This is a genomic window from Rhodopila sp., assembly GCF_965277165.1.
Classification (GTDB): Bacteria; Pseudomonadota; Alphaproteobacteria; order Acetobacterales; family Acetobacteraceae; genus Rhodopila.
Window position 1 is genome coordinate 2,043,859 of sequence record NZ_CBDICE010000005.1, and the last position, 13,517, is coordinate 2,057,375.

General features: G+C 65.3%; 14 protein-coding genes. 9 read left to right on the plus strand and 5 right to left on the minus strand.

What is annotated here, in order from left to right; all coding sequences use genetic code 11:
* Positions 1–66: 66 nt before the first annotated feature.
* From ACQY4Y_RS10115 to ACQY4Y_RS10130, 4 genes are all read right to left on the minus strand, one after another.
* The gene (locus tag ACQY4Y_RS10115) at positions 67–1,131 is read right to left on the minus strand and encodes a phosphotransferase family protein (protein ID WP_428490417.1); all 1,065 of its coding nucleotides are present in this window, start codon (positions 1,129–1,131) and stop codon (positions 67–69) included.
* 967 nt (positions 1,132–2,098) lie between these two features.
* The gene (locus tag ACQY4Y_RS10120) at positions 2,099–2,776 is read right to left on the minus strand and encodes a hypothetical protein (protein ID WP_428490418.1); all 678 of its coding nucleotides are present in this window, start codon (positions 2,774–2,776) and stop codon (positions 2,099–2,101) included.
* Positions 2,777–2,843: 67 nt separating this feature from the next.
* Complete coding sequence (locus ACQY4Y_RS10125) at positions 2,844–3,113, minus strand: hypothetical protein (RefSeq protein ID WP_428490419.1); 270 nt, start codon at positions 3,111–3,113, stop codon at positions 2,844–2,846.
* 125 nt (positions 3,114–3,238) lie between these two features.
* A complete protein-coding gene (locus ACQY4Y_RS10130) occupies positions 3,239–4,621 on the minus strand; it encodes a PLP-dependent aminotransferase family protein (RefSeq protein ID WP_428490420.1) in 1,383 nt (460 codons plus the stop codon).
* A gap of 331 nt (positions 4,622–4,952) precedes the next feature.
* Here ACQY4Y_RS10130 and ACQY4Y_RS10135 point away from each other — a divergent pair, with 331 nt between their 5' ends.
* The 9 genes from ACQY4Y_RS10135 to ACQY4Y_RS10175 all read left to right on the plus strand — a co-directional run bounded on the left by ACQY4Y_RS10135 (position 4,953) and on the right by ACQY4Y_RS10175 (position 12,616).
* A complete protein-coding gene (locus ACQY4Y_RS10135; protein ID WP_428490421.1) occupies positions 4,953–5,435 on the plus strand; it encodes an MSMEG_0572/Sll0783 family nitrogen starvation response protein in 483 nt (160 codons plus the stop codon).
* 99 nt (positions 5,436–5,534) lie between these two features.
* Positions 5,535–6,563 (plus strand): Nit6803 family nitrilase, encoded by a 1,029-nt coding sequence (locus ACQY4Y_RS10140; protein WP_428490422.1) that lies wholly within the window; start codon positions 5,535–5,537, stop codon positions 6,561–6,563.
* Positions 6,478–7,608, plus strand: coding sequence for an MSMEG_0568 family radical SAM protein (locus ACQY4Y_RS10145; RefSeq protein ID WP_428490423.1), 1,131 nt, complete (start codon positions 6,478–6,480; stop codon positions 7,606–7,608). Before ACQY4Y_RS10140 ends, ACQY4Y_RS10145 begins: the two co-directional genes overlap by 86 nt.
* On the plus strand, positions 7,605–8,147 hold the full coding sequence (locus ACQY4Y_RS10150) for an MSMEG_0567/Sll0786 family nitrogen starvation N-acetyltransferase (protein ID WP_428490424.1): 543 nt from the start codon (positions 7,605–7,607) through the stop codon (positions 8,145–8,147). The genes ACQY4Y_RS10145 and ACQY4Y_RS10150 overlap by 4 nt, the downstream gene beginning before the upstream one ends.
* Positions 8,147–9,100, plus strand: a complete 954-nt coding sequence (locus ACQY4Y_RS10155) for a sll0787 family AIR synthase-like protein (RefSeq protein ID WP_428490425.1) — start codon at positions 8,147–8,149, stop codon at positions 9,098–9,100. The genes ACQY4Y_RS10150 and ACQY4Y_RS10155 overlap by 1 nt, the downstream gene beginning before the upstream one ends.
* A 10-nt stretch (positions 9,101–9,110) precedes the next feature.
* Positions 9,111–9,374 (plus strand): MSMEG_0570 family nitrogen starvation response protein, encoded by a 264-nt coding sequence (locus ACQY4Y_RS10160; protein ID WP_428490426.1) that lies wholly within the window; start codon positions 9,111–9,113, stop codon positions 9,372–9,374.
* Positions 9,375–9,379: 5 nt separating this feature from the next.
* Positions 9,380–10,630, plus strand: coding sequence for an MSMEG_0569 family flavin-dependent oxidoreductase (locus ACQY4Y_RS10165; protein WP_428490427.1), 1,251 nt, complete (start codon positions 9,380–9,382; stop codon positions 10,628–10,630).
* 78 nt (positions 10,631–10,708) lie between these two features.
* The gene (locus ACQY4Y_RS10170) at positions 10,709–12,127 is read left to right on the plus strand and encodes an MFS transporter (protein ID WP_428490428.1); all 1,419 of its coding nucleotides are present in this window, start codon (positions 10,709–10,711) and stop codon (positions 12,125–12,127) included.
* A 96-nt stretch (positions 12,128–12,223) separates the two neighbouring features.
* A complete protein-coding gene (locus ACQY4Y_RS10175) occupies positions 12,224–12,616 on the plus strand; it encodes a cupredoxin domain-containing protein (RefSeq protein WP_428490429.1) in 393 nt (130 codons plus the stop codon).
* Between the two features lie 20 nt (positions 12,617–12,636).
* Here ACQY4Y_RS10175 and ACQY4Y_RS10180 read toward each other — a convergent pair whose 3' ends face one another.
* Entirely contained in the window at positions 12,637–13,509 is an 873-nt protein-coding gene (locus tag ACQY4Y_RS10180) for an isocitrate lyase/PEP mutase family protein (protein WP_428490430.1), read from the minus strand.
* Between the last annotated feature and the right edge of the window lie 8 nt (positions 13,510–13,517).

Here is a 13,517-nt window from a genome sequence, read left to right on the forward strand (position 1 = left end):
GCATCAGAGCCTGCAATCGCGTGGCGGCCAGCAACGCGATGCCGCCGAGGGCGACGATCGCGCGGGTCAGTCAGCCAGGGGGTTGCAGAGCGTCCAGACCAGATGTCTCAGTGCCAGGTGCACCGGCCAGGCCATCGGCGAGCGGGACCATTCGCGATGTTGGGTCATGAGATACGTCGCGTTGTACAATCGCTGCCATTGAAGCAGCCGATGCGGCAGTGGCTCATTAGCGGCATCCGAATATCCCTGGCAGAACAGCTTGGTCAACTTCGGAGATTCGCGCCATCGCGCCATGTTTTGCGGCAGATAGAATTTGAGTTGCAGATGATTGAGGAAATGGGCCGCATCACGCGCGGTCGGCAAGTCGGACACCAGCTCGAGGTCGATCCCGACCAGGCGATCTTCGTGCACGATCAGGTTGGCCGGCTTGAAGTCACCATGGTGGCGCGACCAGGGTACTGGCTGGGTGGCAAGCAGCGGAGCGCCAGCGCGGAGCAGCGCGAGCGCGCGGCGGGTCAACTCCCCTGTTGCGTCAGGCTTTTTGGTAATCTCGGCCTCGAGTCGGGCGAGCATATCCGCGACATCTGGTGACCGGCGCTCGACGCCGCTGGCGTGGTGCAGATGCGCCAGCCACATCCCGGCGGCACGGATCAACGCGCGCGTCCGGGCGGCGGATCCTTCGAACAGCGATCTTGCCAGCGTTGGCCCTTCAATCCACGACGAGACGACGATGCCATGCGACTCCAGCAGCGCATACGGTTCGGCGGCGCGCAGGTCGGGCTGGGCGGTGATCTGGCCCACCTGTCGCAGGCCATGGAAGTAGCTTCGCGCGGACTCGGCGGGAGAAGCGCCAGACGGGTCCGACAGGAACTGCTTGATCGCGACGGGACCCGGGAAAATCCCCCCGTCACCGCGGAAGATGCGGGAAAAGCTGTGCGACCCGAGGGGACCGGTCACCTTGAACGGCGCTTCGGCGGCGTCGCACCAGCCGCCCTGGCCGGCCAGCAGGCGCTCGATCTGGTTCGGTTGGAGGTTTGGGGGACCAGTCGGGGCGATGCCAACCTCCCAGTCCATGGCGTGGAGGGCGGCAGGCAAGCCGACTTTGCCGGCGCCGAGTGTAAGAGTATCCATGGAACGTTCCCAATATAAAGACGATATCGACTTTATAACAAACGGCTCGGCCGCGTGTCGACAACGTCCATCTGTTCCTTACAGAAATTTACCGCCGCGCCGAGGAGGACCATCCTGGTGCCCGAGGTTGCCCTCCGGCCCGTCCTCGCCGATCGGGGCCATGACGCACGGCAGGTTTTTTGCTTCAGCTCTGGTCATCGCGGCGATCGTCTATTGAACTCGACATGCAGTGTTGACGCGATTGGCATCCACGCGACCTTGGACAGTCCGTGCCGCAAGCGCGGCTCGCGCATGGCTTGCCACTTGCCTAGGAGCATATCGGCTTCTCTGGCGATCTCCTGTGGGGACGGATCGGCGCCAGCGCCGGTCGGCCCCGGCGGCTCAATTTCCGACGGCGGAGAGAAGCCGCATGGCGCAGGTCGCCGAAAGGTTCGCCTGCCGTCTCTTTTAGCGAGAGCATTCCGCCAAGTGCGCACCGCTCGACGCCGATCGGATCGGTGCGGAAGGAAGCCGGTAGCCGCCGGATTGTCGCCCACCGCGACCGCGCACCGGATTGACCTGGGACACTCAACGGTCGGCCGGGACGTCAGACGCGAAGGCATTTGCGGTCCGTACCGCGTTGTTGTTTTTTACATCCCGCTAGTGTCTGGTCCGATCGGCTCGTGATCCAAGGCATTGACCGATGCCGCATTCGTTATGCCGCGCCAAGAAGCGTGGAGGTCGGCCGCGATCGTTACTTGTCTGCAGCGTCACGTCACAGACTCTGCCGGCGTTGGTATGACGATCTATACCAAGGCATTACCAGGTCTGGTGACCCGGCAGTGCCCTGCGAGTCATTGTTTTCGCGGGGTTTTCCTGGGTTTTTCGCGGGCGATGCACGCTTTTGGCGATGCCACCAAACGCTACCGAGCGCTAGCGGCACCTTGGCTCTGGGCGCGAGGCCTGACAGGCGGTTCCCGCTGGCGTATTACGCCAACGGATCATCCGGATGCCTTGTCTGCCCCGCGTGGTCTGGTGGGTGGCTGGCCGGGTCCGCATCATCCGGGACGCGGTCAGCCGGACTGGCGAAGTTCGTGGCAGGTGGGACACTCGGTGCCTCGGGTTCAGAGGCGATCGCGGGCATCGGGGTATGCTCCACCCCGGCACCGTGCGGCCCGGCGACCTGCGGCTGCTCTGACCGATACCAGCCAGCGGCATAGGGCGCGCGGATCGCGACCAGGCAGAGCAGAACCAGCAGGAACAGCAGGCCGAACGGAAAACCGTAAGCGATCGTCAAGACCATGTTGACCGCGCCACCGATCAGCAGGACCACCGGATACACCCAGAAGCGCCGCATATCCGGCATCGCATCGTAGCGGCGATTGAGGTCCACCAGCCAGTTGGCACCCTCGATCTGAAATTTCGCATCGGCCGCGGCCTGCGGGGACGACGCGACCCAATTCAGGACATAAGGAACGCGAAGCGCCGCTATGACGATGATTGCCAGCACCAGCAGCAACGCGAACGGAAAGTGAGCCGCCACGGTGAGCAGCATGTTGATGGCACCAATGACCAGCAACGCCCAGACTACGAGCTGGAATCGCCACTGCTCTGGAATGTTGTCGTAGCCGCGGTTCCAGCGCACCACGCGTTCGGCGAATGACATCTTTCGCTCCTTTGACCTGTCAGGGCATAACCCGTCAGGGCATAACCCGTCGGGGCGATCGAGCCGGTCAGCGGACCGGCCATGCCCACCATGGCTTATCTGCCGATGCTGCACCGTTCGACGCGCCAGCATGCGACGCGGCGCCATTCAGGGCTGTCTCATGGGGCGACGGTTCGGTCTCGTTTGGGGCCATGAGGGCCAGCCGATCAGCGGACGGACGATCCGTACTCAGAACATCCACAACGCGCTTCAGGGCTTCGCTGCGGCCAAGATCATAGGCGCGGCGGACGATCTCCCGCGCGGAGGCGTCAATTTCGTCAAGATCGTGATTTTCCAACGGACCGGACCTTCCTCTGTAGATCAGGATAGAACGCGGCGGATTTGAGCAGGTTTTGGTGACGATGGCAAAGCCGGAAATTGTGAGGATAGATCATTAATTCAGCATAACAATAACACTTCGGATCACAGGAAACTCGACGCCACCGAGGGCGATTCCGCCAGCGTGTGCGCCATGAATTCCAGCGCCCCGCGCAGCTTGAGGCGATCGGCTGGTCCGCCGAGGCAAACCCGCACCGCTTCCGCCGGGTTATCGTTGGTGGTGAAGGCGTCGCTCGCCACGATGCCGATGCCGGTGGTCCGCATGTGGCCGGCGAACGCTGACCGGGTCCACGGCGCCGGCAGCGGCAGCCACAAATGAAATCCCGCTGGATCGGCGCGGAATGGCTGCCCGCTGAGCAAGCTGCGGGCAAGCAACTGGCGTTCGGCGGATTCGCGGCGGATCGCGGCCAGCAGGGCGTCGCCGGTGCCATCGCTGATCCAGCGTGTGGCCAGCGCCACGGTGACCGGCGAGGCCATGACCGTGGCCGCCCGCAATGACGCGGCGAAGCTCCAGCCGGAGCGGTTGTCGGGAACCACGACATAGGCCACCCGCAGCCCGGCACCGAGGCATTTGGCGAGGCCAGCGACATGCCAGGTCAGCTCCGGCGCCAGCGCGGCGAACGCGGGCGGCGCGTGTTCCGGCAGCAAGCCATACGGATCGTCCTCGATGATCGCCACGCCGAAGCAGCGCGCGATCGAGGTCAGCGCCAGCCGGCGTGATTGCGAAATCGTATGGGTCGTCGGGTTGAGCAGGGTCGGGTTCAGATATAGTGCCTTTGGGGCCAGCCGGCCGCAGGCCGAGGCGAATGCGTCCGGGTCGACGCCGTCATCGTCCATCGCCAGCCCGACCAGCGACAGGCCAAGCTGAGCCGCGATCGAGCGCGCTCCAGGATAGGTGATTGCCTCGGACAGCACCACCTCGCCGGGACGCGCCAGCAGCCCGAAAATGCCCAGCAAAGCCGGATGCGCGCCGGGGGCGATGAATACGCGGTCCTGCCGCGGCACCAGGCCGCGCCGGCTGAGCCAGGCCGATGCCGCTTCCTTGTCGGCCGCCACGCCGCCGAACCCCTGATAGCGCATCAGCGACACCAGGTCGCGGCTGATCGCTTCCCAGCCATCCTGCATGCGGTCCAGCAGGTCGGGGTCGTCGGGTTCCGGGGGCAGGTTCATCGACAGATCGACGATCTCGGGGTGGCGGATCATCGCGGCGTGGCGGCGGCGGATGGCTTTGCTGACGAAGGTGCCCTGGCCGACGCGCGCCTCGATCAGGCCGCGGCGCCTGGCCTCGAGATAGCCGCGGGCGACGGTGGTGAAGTCGATGCCCAGCACGGCGGCCAAGGTGCGCTGCGCCGGCAGGCGGTCGGCCGCCGCCAACCGGCCGGCTTCGATGTCGCAGGCGATGGCATCGGCGATCGCCAGATAGCGCGGGATGCCGCGGCGGGACAGGTCGGGGATCCATTCGGTCAAGGGTCGGGTCTTCGGCGCTGTGGGTGGATTGACTGTAGATTGTTGGATGAATTTGATCCAGTCGCGCCTGTGGCTTGGGCGCTGACGATTGGTTGGCGGCATCGTACCGTCAGATCACGCTTTTTTGTGTCGAGAAGATGTGCGGCAGCCGCGAAAATGATGTTTATTTAGGCCTCTGCACAGAATGTGTGATCATATTTAAGTCGTCGTATGGTCAAATGACTGGATTATTGACTGTATAAGTGACGGTATTCCCGACCTTCTGGTTTGCAGTCAATTTGGCACGCGGCTTGCTGGCCAATGCTCCGCCACCCAAGCAAGGAGGATACTGATGGCAACCGTGACCGCCCCCGCGCACAAGAAGGGCGACTTCTTCGTCGACTACGAGGAAAAAGTATTCGAAGACGTCAAGGCCGAACCCGGCGAAAAGGCGCTGGTCACCTTCCACACCGTTGCGTTCGAAGGCTCGATCGGCCTGGTCAACCTGCTGCAGGCGGTGCGACTGGCGCGGAAGGGCTATGAGACCTCGATCCTGCTGTACGGGCCCGGCGTCACGTTAGGGATCCAGCGCGGCTTTCCCAAGATCGGCGACGAGGCGTTTCCCGGCGCGCAGAATTTCTACAATCAGCTGAAGCGTTTCATGGACGAGGGCGGCAAGGTCTACGCCTGCCGGTTCGCGCTGCAGGCGCTGTATGGCCACGGTGAACCGTCGTTGATCGAGGGCATCCGCCCGATCAACCCGCTGGACGTGTTGGATCTGGTGTTGCTGCACAAGAAGGCCAACGCCTTCATCCTGGATACCTGGACGCTTTAACCCACCCCGGTTCGGTCATGGCCGGTCGCGTCCCGTGGTCCTTTGGGGGCGCGCCTGGCCATGCGCGGATCGAGCCACTGAGCATCCCAGGATGACCCGATGACAAATAGTATTCGAGCCGCGGCGGCGCAGCTTTCGCCCGACCTGGTCAATCCCGGCGGAACCGTAACGAAAGTCCTGGGCGCCATCGCCGAGGCGGGCGACAAAGGTGTCGACCTGATCGTGTTTCCGGAAACCTTTGTCCCCTGGTATCCCTATTTCAGCTTCATCCATCCGCCGGTATCGACCGGCAAGGACCACATTCGTCTATACGAAAACGCCGTGGTAATTCCCGGACCCGTCACCGACGCCGTCGGCGCCGCCGCCAGCCGTCATGGGATCGTCGTGGTGCTGGGGGTCAACGAACGCGACCACGGCTCGCTGTACAACACGCAGATCGTGTTCGATGCCGACGGCACGATGAAACTCGCCCGGCGCAAGCTCACCCCCACCTTTCATGAGCGCATGATCTGGGGTCAGGGCGACGGGTCGGGTTTGAAAGTTGTCGATACACGTGTCGGTCGCATCGGCGCGCTGGCGTGCTGGGAGCACTACAACCCGTTGGCACGCTACGCGCTGATGGCACAGCACGAGGAGATCCACGTTGCGCAATTTCCCGGATCGCTGGTCGGGCCGATCTTCGCCGAACAGATCGAGGTGACGATCCGCCACCACGCACTGGAAAGCGGCTGCTTCGTGGTCAACGCCACTGGCTGGCTGACGCCGCAACAGAAGACCGCCATCGCCGCCGACCCCAAGCTGCACAAGGCGATCAGCGGCGGCAGCTTCAGCGCCATCGTTTCGCCCGAAGGCAGCCATGTGGTTGCGCCGCTGACCGAGGGTGAGGGATTGCTGATCGCCGAACTCGACATGAGCCTGATCACCAAGCGCAAGCGGATGATGGACTCGGTCGGCCATTACGCTCGCCCCGAATTATTGCGGCTTCTGCTCGACGACCGTCCGGCCCCTGCGATGCAGGTTTTTCCCTTTCGGAGCACTCAGGATGAACTCGCCAGCCTCGCCGGCCGGGAGGCCGAGCACCGAACAGTTGATCAACGAGTTGCAGTCGAGCGGAGTCAGGCTGATTGACCCCAAGGCGGGGGTGGAGAGCCGCCGCGGCGGCGCTGGCCCGTCTGATCACAAGGCGATCACCGTCAACGGCATCACCGTCATGGTGCCGGTGCATACCGCGCCGGCATTCGACAGCCCCTATGTCGCCGAAGCCCCCGATGCGACCGGGCGCGGCCGCATCCTGCGCGACGGCATCGGCCTGGGCACCATCAGCTTTCCGCAACGTCCGCGCTTCTACGACCTGACCACCGCGGACGGCATACCATACTGGAAGATTGCCGTGCTGCACGGCGAGGACGTGCTGGCGACGACCGTTCTACAGAGCTGCATCCGGTACCGGAGCCGCACCAGGACCTGCCAGTTCTGCGCCATCGGCCAGTCGCTTGCCGCCGGGCGCACCATCGAGCGCAAAACCCCGGCCCAGCTTGCCGCCGTCGCCAAGGCGGCGGTCGAACTCGACGGCGTTCGGCACATGGTGATGACCACCGGAACCCCCGCCGGCGGCGACCGCGGCGCCGCCATCCTGGCGGACAGTGCGGCTGCGATCAAAGCGGTGGTGGACCTGCCGATCCAGGGCCAATGCGAGCCCCCCGACGAGGATGCCTGGTTCGCCCGGATGCACGACGCGGGTATCGACACGCTGGGCATGCACCTGGAAGCCGTCACGCCGTCGGTGCGCGCGCGTATCATGCCCGGCAAGGCCACGGTGCCGCTGGCGCGCTATCTGGACGCCTTTGCCGCAGCCGTGCCGGTGTTTGGGCGCGGTCAGGTTTCCACCTACATCCTTGCCGGTCTGGGGGACAGCGCGGAGGCGATCCTGAACACAGCCAAGACGCTGATCGAACTCGGCGTTTATCCGTTCGTCGTTCCGTTCGTGCCGATCTCCGGCACGCCGCTGGAGGGCCACCCGGCGCCGAGCGCTGGGTTCATGCACGCGATCCTGGCGCCGTTGGCGGCGATGCTGCGGCGCGCCGATCTGCTGGCCACCGGCATAAAGGCCGGCTGCGGCAAATGCGGCGCCTGTTCGGCATTGTCGACCTATGAACGCGCCGCGGCCGCATGATTATCGAGCCGGTTCGCCCCTTCCTGGCCTGCGAGTTCCGCGTCAAGTCGGCGACCGAGGCGTGGGAGCGAAATCGCGCCGCGGCGCTGCGCCGCGAGGTGTTCTGCGAGGAGCAGCGCATCTTCCTCGACGACGACCGCGACGCCATCGACGACGTCGCAATCCCGCTGGTCGCGCTGTCGTCGCTGGCGATCACCCACGAGGATGTTGTCGGCACGGTCCGCATCCACCAGCAACGATCCGGCGTGTGGTGGGGGTCCCGCCTTGCCGTTGCCCGACCCTATCGCAAGGTCGGCGCCATCGGCACATCGTTGATCCGCCTCGCCGTCGGGACGGCGCGTGGGTTCGGCTGCCAGCGCTTTCTGGCGCATGTGCAAAGCGGCAATGCGCCGCTGTTCCATGCGCTGCATTGGCAGACCCTGGAGCAGGTGAGCCTGCACGGCCGGCCGCATCATTTCATGCAAGCCGACCTGATGCACTATCCGGCGCTGACAACGCCTGAGACCGGATTTTTGTCTCATTTGAAACAGGCGGCCTGATGGTCCGCCAAATCGTGGAGACCCTGCGCGCCAGCCAAGGCATTGTCGCGAAAGCCGATATCGCCGAAGTCACCAGCCGGCTTGGTCTATCGCAATCGGATACGATACGGGTAGGCGATGACTGTGCGGCGATCCCTGACGGTGACGGCTACCTGCTGTTCGCGGTCGAGGGTTTGATCAATGAGTTTGTCGCCGCCGATCCATGGTTCGCCGGCTGGTGCGGCATCATGGTCAACGTGTCCGACATTGCCGCGATGGGTGGCAGGGCGATCGCCGTGGTGGATGCGATCTGGGCCGCCGGCGATGCCGCCGCCGATCCGATGCTGCGGGGGATGCGTGCCGCTGCCGAAACGTTCGCGGTGCCGTTGGTCGGCGGCCATACCAACCTGCGCAACGATCGCGCGCAACTGTCGGTCGCCATCCTGGGCCGGGCGAAACGGCTGCTTACGTCGTTCGACGCGCGCCCCGGTGATCGCCTGATCGCCGCCATCGACCTGCGCGGCCGCTACCGCGAGCCGTTTTCCAATTGGGATTCCGCCACCGATGCTCCCGAACGGCGACTGCGCGGCGACGTCGAGATCCTGCCGCTGATCGCCGAAGCCGGTCTGGCGGCGGCGGGCAAGGACATCAGCCAGGGCGGCATCATCGGCACCGCGATGATGCTGGCGGAGTGCTCCTCGGTTGGCCTTGCCATCGATCTTGCCGCGATCCCGAGGCCGGAATCGGTGCCGCTGGAACGCTGGCTGCGGACCTTTCCAAGCTTCGGCTTCATCCTGTCGGTGGTCCCCGCCAGCGCGGCCGGCGTTATCGCCCGCTTTGCCGATCGCGGCATCGAGGCCGTCGACATCGGCGGCGTCACCGCGGACCGCGCGGTGCGCATCGGCCTTGGCGACGACGCGGAGACGATCTGGGATTTCACTCGCCAACCACTGATGGGCTGCCTCCATGCCTGAACTAAATTTTGTGATCGACTGGCCCGACGGCACGCCGCAGACGTGCTACTCGCCATCCACAATCGTGCGGGATCATTTCGAGCCGGGGGCGCACTATCCGGTCGCGGAGTTTCTGGTCCGCAGCCGGACCGCTCTGAACGCGGCCAGCGAGCGGGTGCGGCAACGCCATGGCGCGCCGTGTTCCCTGGCTTTGGCCGAGTTGGCCGGTATCGAGGCGGCCGCCGCGCGCTATCCGGCCGACGCGCTGGTCATTTTTAGATCGTTCGGGAAATAGCGGCGATGGTCCAGCACGTCAGGGTCGCGGTGATCGGCGGCGGGCAGGCCGGCTTGTCGATCAGCTACCACCTGTCGGCCAGGGCGATCGAGCACATCGTGTTCGAGAAGCGCCGCATCGCGCACGCCTGGCGGACCCAGCGCTGGGACAGTTTTTGCCTGGTCACGCCAAACTGGCAATGCAAGCTGCCGGGATACGACTACCAAGGCAACGATCCAGACGGCTTCATGGTCCGCGACGAGATCGTTGCCTATGTGGAGGACTATGCGGCGCGTATCGGGGCGCCGGTGAAACAGGAAACCGGGGTCACCAGGCTGATCCGCGGCGAACGCGGTTTCCGCATCGAGACCGCGCAAGCCGCCTACAGCGCCGACGCCGTCGTGCTGGCTGTCGGCGGCTATCATCGACCCAACATCCCGCGCCTTGCCGAACGCCTGCCGGCCTCGATCCAGCAACTGCATTCGTCGACCTACCACAACGGCGGTGAGCTTCCCGCGGGCGAGGTCATGGTGGTCGGCAGCGGCCAGTCCGGCTGCCAGATCGCCGAGGACCTGCATCTCGACGGCCGCAAGGTCCACCTGGTGGTCGGTAGCGCGCCGCGCTGCCCGCGCGGTTACCGGGGCCGGGACGCGGTGGACTGGCTGGCCGACCTTGGTCAATACGACCTGCCGGTGGACCAGCATCCAATGCGCGAGAAGGTGCGCAAGAAGGCCAACCATTACCTGACCGGACGTGACGGCGGCCGCGACATCGACCTGCGCGCATTCGCCCGCCAGGGGATGCGGCTGTACGGCCGACTGACGGATTATGCCGCTGGTTCGTTGCGATTCGCTGACGACCTCGAGGGCAGCCTCGACGCGGCCGACGCCAGCTACAACAACATCTGCGCGACGATCGACAGATACATCGAGGCCCAGGGCGTCGCTGCGCCTGCGGGTCATCGCTATACCGCCGCCTGGCGGCCTGGGGCCCCGGCGCGCGCGTTGGACCCGGCCGCGCAGGGCATCACCAGCATCATCTGGTCCACCGGGTTTTGCGCCGATTGGTCATGGGTCGAGTTGCCGATCTTCGATGGCGCCGGCTATCCCAGCCACAGCAGAGGCGCCACCTCGATGCCGGGGATCTATGTGCTGGGACTGCCCTGGCTCTACACGTGGGGGTCCGGCCGCTTCGTCGGTGTCGGCCGGGATGCCGGTTTTCTGGCCGAACGGATCGCTGAGCACCTTACCGCGGCCGGCGAACTGGCGGTGTCCTGATCCGACCACGTTCCCGAACGAACGGAACCCACGCCGCCCCTATTGCGCTGTGTCCCGACACGGGGAGGAAGACACGGCATGAGCGGCGCGGAAATCACCACCGACATTCCGGCCCGGATCGACCGGTTGCCGTGGAGCAAATTCCATCTCCTGGTGGTCGTTGCGCTCGGCGTAACCTGGATCCTGGATGGGCTGGAGGTGACCATCGTCGGCTCGATCGGGCCGATTTTGAAGGACAAGGCGACGCTGGGGCTGACCGACCAGGACATCGGCAGCATCGCGGCCTGCTATGTCGGCGGCGCGGTTTGCGGCGCGCTGGTGTTCGGCTGGCTGACCGATCGGTTCGGGCGGCGGCTGATCTTCAACCTGACGCTGGGGATCTACATGGTGGGCGTGCTGTTGACGGCGTTCGCCTGGAATTTCTGGAGTTTCGCCGGGTTCAACATCATCACCGGGCTTGGTATCGGCGGTGAATACGCGGCGATCAACTCCGCCATCGATGAACTGATCCCGGCCCGGCTGCGCGGGCGGATCGACCTGATCGTCAATGGCAGTTACTGGGCTGGTGCCGCGGTCGGTGCGGCCGGGTCGCTGTTGCTGCTGTCGGGCCGGTTCGTCGGCATCGACCTGGGTTGGCGGCTGGGTTTTGGCATCGGCGCGGTGCTGAGCGGGTTCATCCTGTATCTGCGACGCTATGTGCCGGAGAGTCCGCGCTGGCAGATCACCCATGGCCGCGAGGCTGAAGCGAAACAGAACACCGATGAGATCGAGCGCAAGGTGGGCAAGCCGCTGCCGCCGGCGAAGAACACGCTGAAGGTGCGTCCGCGGAAGGTGTTCGGTTTCGGCCTGATCATCGGTGCCATGCTGGGCAAGAACCGCGGCCGCAGCTTTCTGGCGCTGACCTTGATGGTGGCGCAGGCGTTCCTGTTCAACGCGGTGTTCTTCACCTACGGGCTGGTGCTGACGAAATTCTACCACGTGCAGGAAGCCCGAGCGGGGGTTTATATCCTGCCGCTGGCGGCAGGGAACTTTCTTGGGCCGTTGCTGCTGGGGCATCTGTTCGACACCGTCGGGCGCAAGAAGATGATCGCCGGCACCTATGGTCTGTCGGGCGTGATGCTGGTTGGGGTCTCGGTGCTGTTCGGCATGGGCGTGCTGACCGCCTGGACGCAGACATTTTGCTGGATGGCGATCTTCTTCGTCGCGTCGGCCGCCGCCAGTTCGGCCTATCTGACCGCCAGCGAAATCTTCCCGCTGGAGACGAGGGCGATGGCGATCGCGCTATTCTATGCGCTGGGCACGCTGCTGGGCGGGGTGACCGCGCCGTTGCTGTTCGGCCACCTGATCGGATCGGGCAGCCAATGGGCGGTTGCTGGCGGCTACGCCGGGGCGGCGGCGCTGATGATCGCCGCCGCCGTGTGCGAGGTTGCGCTGGGGGTCGAGGCCGCCGGCAAGTCGTTGGAGGACGTGGCGCGGCCGTTGTCGAGCAGCGGATAGGTCAGTCTCGTGGACTTGTGTCTGCCCGGGCGGCGGTCGGTCCCATTGAAGGCGCACCGATCGGGCGTAAGTGACCGGGGCGGATGGGAGTCACCGATGAAAGCCGTTCCTTGTCTTGCCCTCGCGGCGCTGGGTGTCGCCGTGGTCGTCACGGCCGGGGCCGCCGATCGTTGGTCTGGTGCCACGAAGCTGACGGTGGTCATGGTGGATAACCGCTTCGAGCCCGATCACCTGACTTTCCAGCATGGCAAGGCCTATGAACTGGTGCTGGAAAACCGCGGCAAGGACATGCACGAGTTTACCGCGCCGGGGTTTCTCAAGGCCGCCACGATCAGGGACAAACGGGCTTTGAGCAGCACCGGCGATATCGTGGTTCAGTCGGGAAACACCGCGCGGGTGTTTCTGATCGCGCCGCCGAAGGGACATTACGACCTGACCTGCGCCGATCATGATTGGGATGGGATGGTCGGCAGTATCGCGGTGAACTGAGCCCGTCGGACAGGGGCGGCTCAGTCGGATTTGGGTCCGCCCCATTCGGCTTCGAACTGGTTCACCGCGGGGAAGCCCATCATCGTATTCATCTCTGCGAATGGGAGCTGCGCCGGGCCGCCGGTGCTGGTGCCGTTGCGCTGCAGGTGGGCGTATCCGTCGCGCAGCGCTTTTGCAGCGGTCAGGAATCCGGTTCCGGGGAACAGGGCCACCTTGTAGCCGAGACCCTGCAGCTCGGATGCCGAAACGAAGGGGGTGCGGCCGCCCTCGACCATGTTGGCGAGCAGTGTCGCGCCGCCGAAGGTCTCGCCGATGCGGCGGAGTTCCTCGAGTGATTCCGGGCTTTCGATGAACAGCATGTCGGCGCCGGCCCTGAGGAAGCCCTCGGCGCGGCGGAGTGCTTCGTCCAGACCCTCGGAGTAGCGCGCGTCGGTACGGGCGACGATCAGGAAATCGGGGCTGGGACGAGCCGCCACGGCGACGCCGATCTTGCGCACCGCATCCTCGCGCGGGACGACGCGGCGGTGCTCTGTGTGGCCGCATTTTTTTGGTACCTCCTGATCCTCGAGCTGGATGCCCGAGGCGCCGGCGGCGGCATAGGCGCGCACGGTGCGATCAACGTTCAGCAGGCCGCCATAGCCGGTGTCGCCGTCGGCGATGAAGGGGACGTCGATCGCGGCGGCGATGCAGCGCACTCGATCCAGCATTTCGGTCACGCTGGCCAGGCCGGCATCGGGGACGCCCAGCGCGGAGGCCACCGCGCCGTAGCCGGTCATGTAGAGTGCCGGGAAGCCTAGCGTGCTGGCGACGCGCGCGGAAATGCCATCGTAGACGCCGGGCAGCGTCAGGATGCTGGGCGGCTTGAGGACGTCGCGCAGGGTTGCGGTGGGCATGTCGATGG

Bases quoted from the DNA above. Each gene is read 5' to 3' on its own strand.
- ACQY4Y_RS10115 (WP_428490417.1), bottom strand. From the start codon at position 1,131: ATGGATACTCTTACACTCGGCGCCGGCAAAGTCGGCTTGCCTGCCGCC.
- ACQY4Y_RS10120 (WP_428490418.1), bottom strand. From the start codon at position 2,776: ATGTCATTCGCCGAACGCGTGGTGCGCTGGAACCGCGGCTACGACAAC.
- ACQY4Y_RS10135 (WP_428490421.1), top strand. From the start codon at position 4,953: ATGGCAACCGTGACCGCCCCCGCGCACAAGAAGGGCGACTTCTTCGTC.
- ACQY4Y_RS10140 (WP_428490422.1), top strand. From the start codon at position 5,535: ATGACAAATAGTATTCGAGCCGCGGCGGCGCAGCTTTCGCCCGACCTG.
- ACQY4Y_RS10145 (WP_428490423.1), top strand. From the start codon at position 6,478: ATGAACTCGCCAGCCTCGCCGGCCGGGAGGCCGAGCACCGAACAGTTG.
- ACQY4Y_RS10150 (WP_428490424.1), top strand. From the start codon at position 7,605: ATGATTATCGAGCCGGTTCGCCCCTTCCTGGCCTGCGAGTTCCGCGTC.
- ACQY4Y_RS10155 (WP_428490425.1), top strand. From the start codon at position 8,147: ATGGTCCGCCAAATCGTGGAGACCCTGCGCGCCAGCCAAGGCATTGTC.
- ACQY4Y_RS10165 (WP_428490427.1), top strand. From the start codon at position 9,380: ATGGTCCAGCACGTCAGGGTCGCGGTGATCGGCGGCGGGCAGGCCGGC.
- ACQY4Y_RS10170 (WP_428490428.1), top strand. From the start codon at position 10,709: ATGAGCGGCGCGGAAATCACCACCGACATTCCGGCCCGGATCGACCGG.
- ACQY4Y_RS10175 (WP_428490429.1), top strand. From the start codon at position 12,224: ATGAAAGCCGTTCCTTGTCTTGCCCTCGCGGCGCTGGGTGTCGCCGTG.
- ACQY4Y_RS10180 (WP_428490430.1), bottom strand. From the start codon at position 13,509: ATGCCCACCGCAACCCTGCGCGACGTCCTCAAGCCGCCCAGCATCCTG.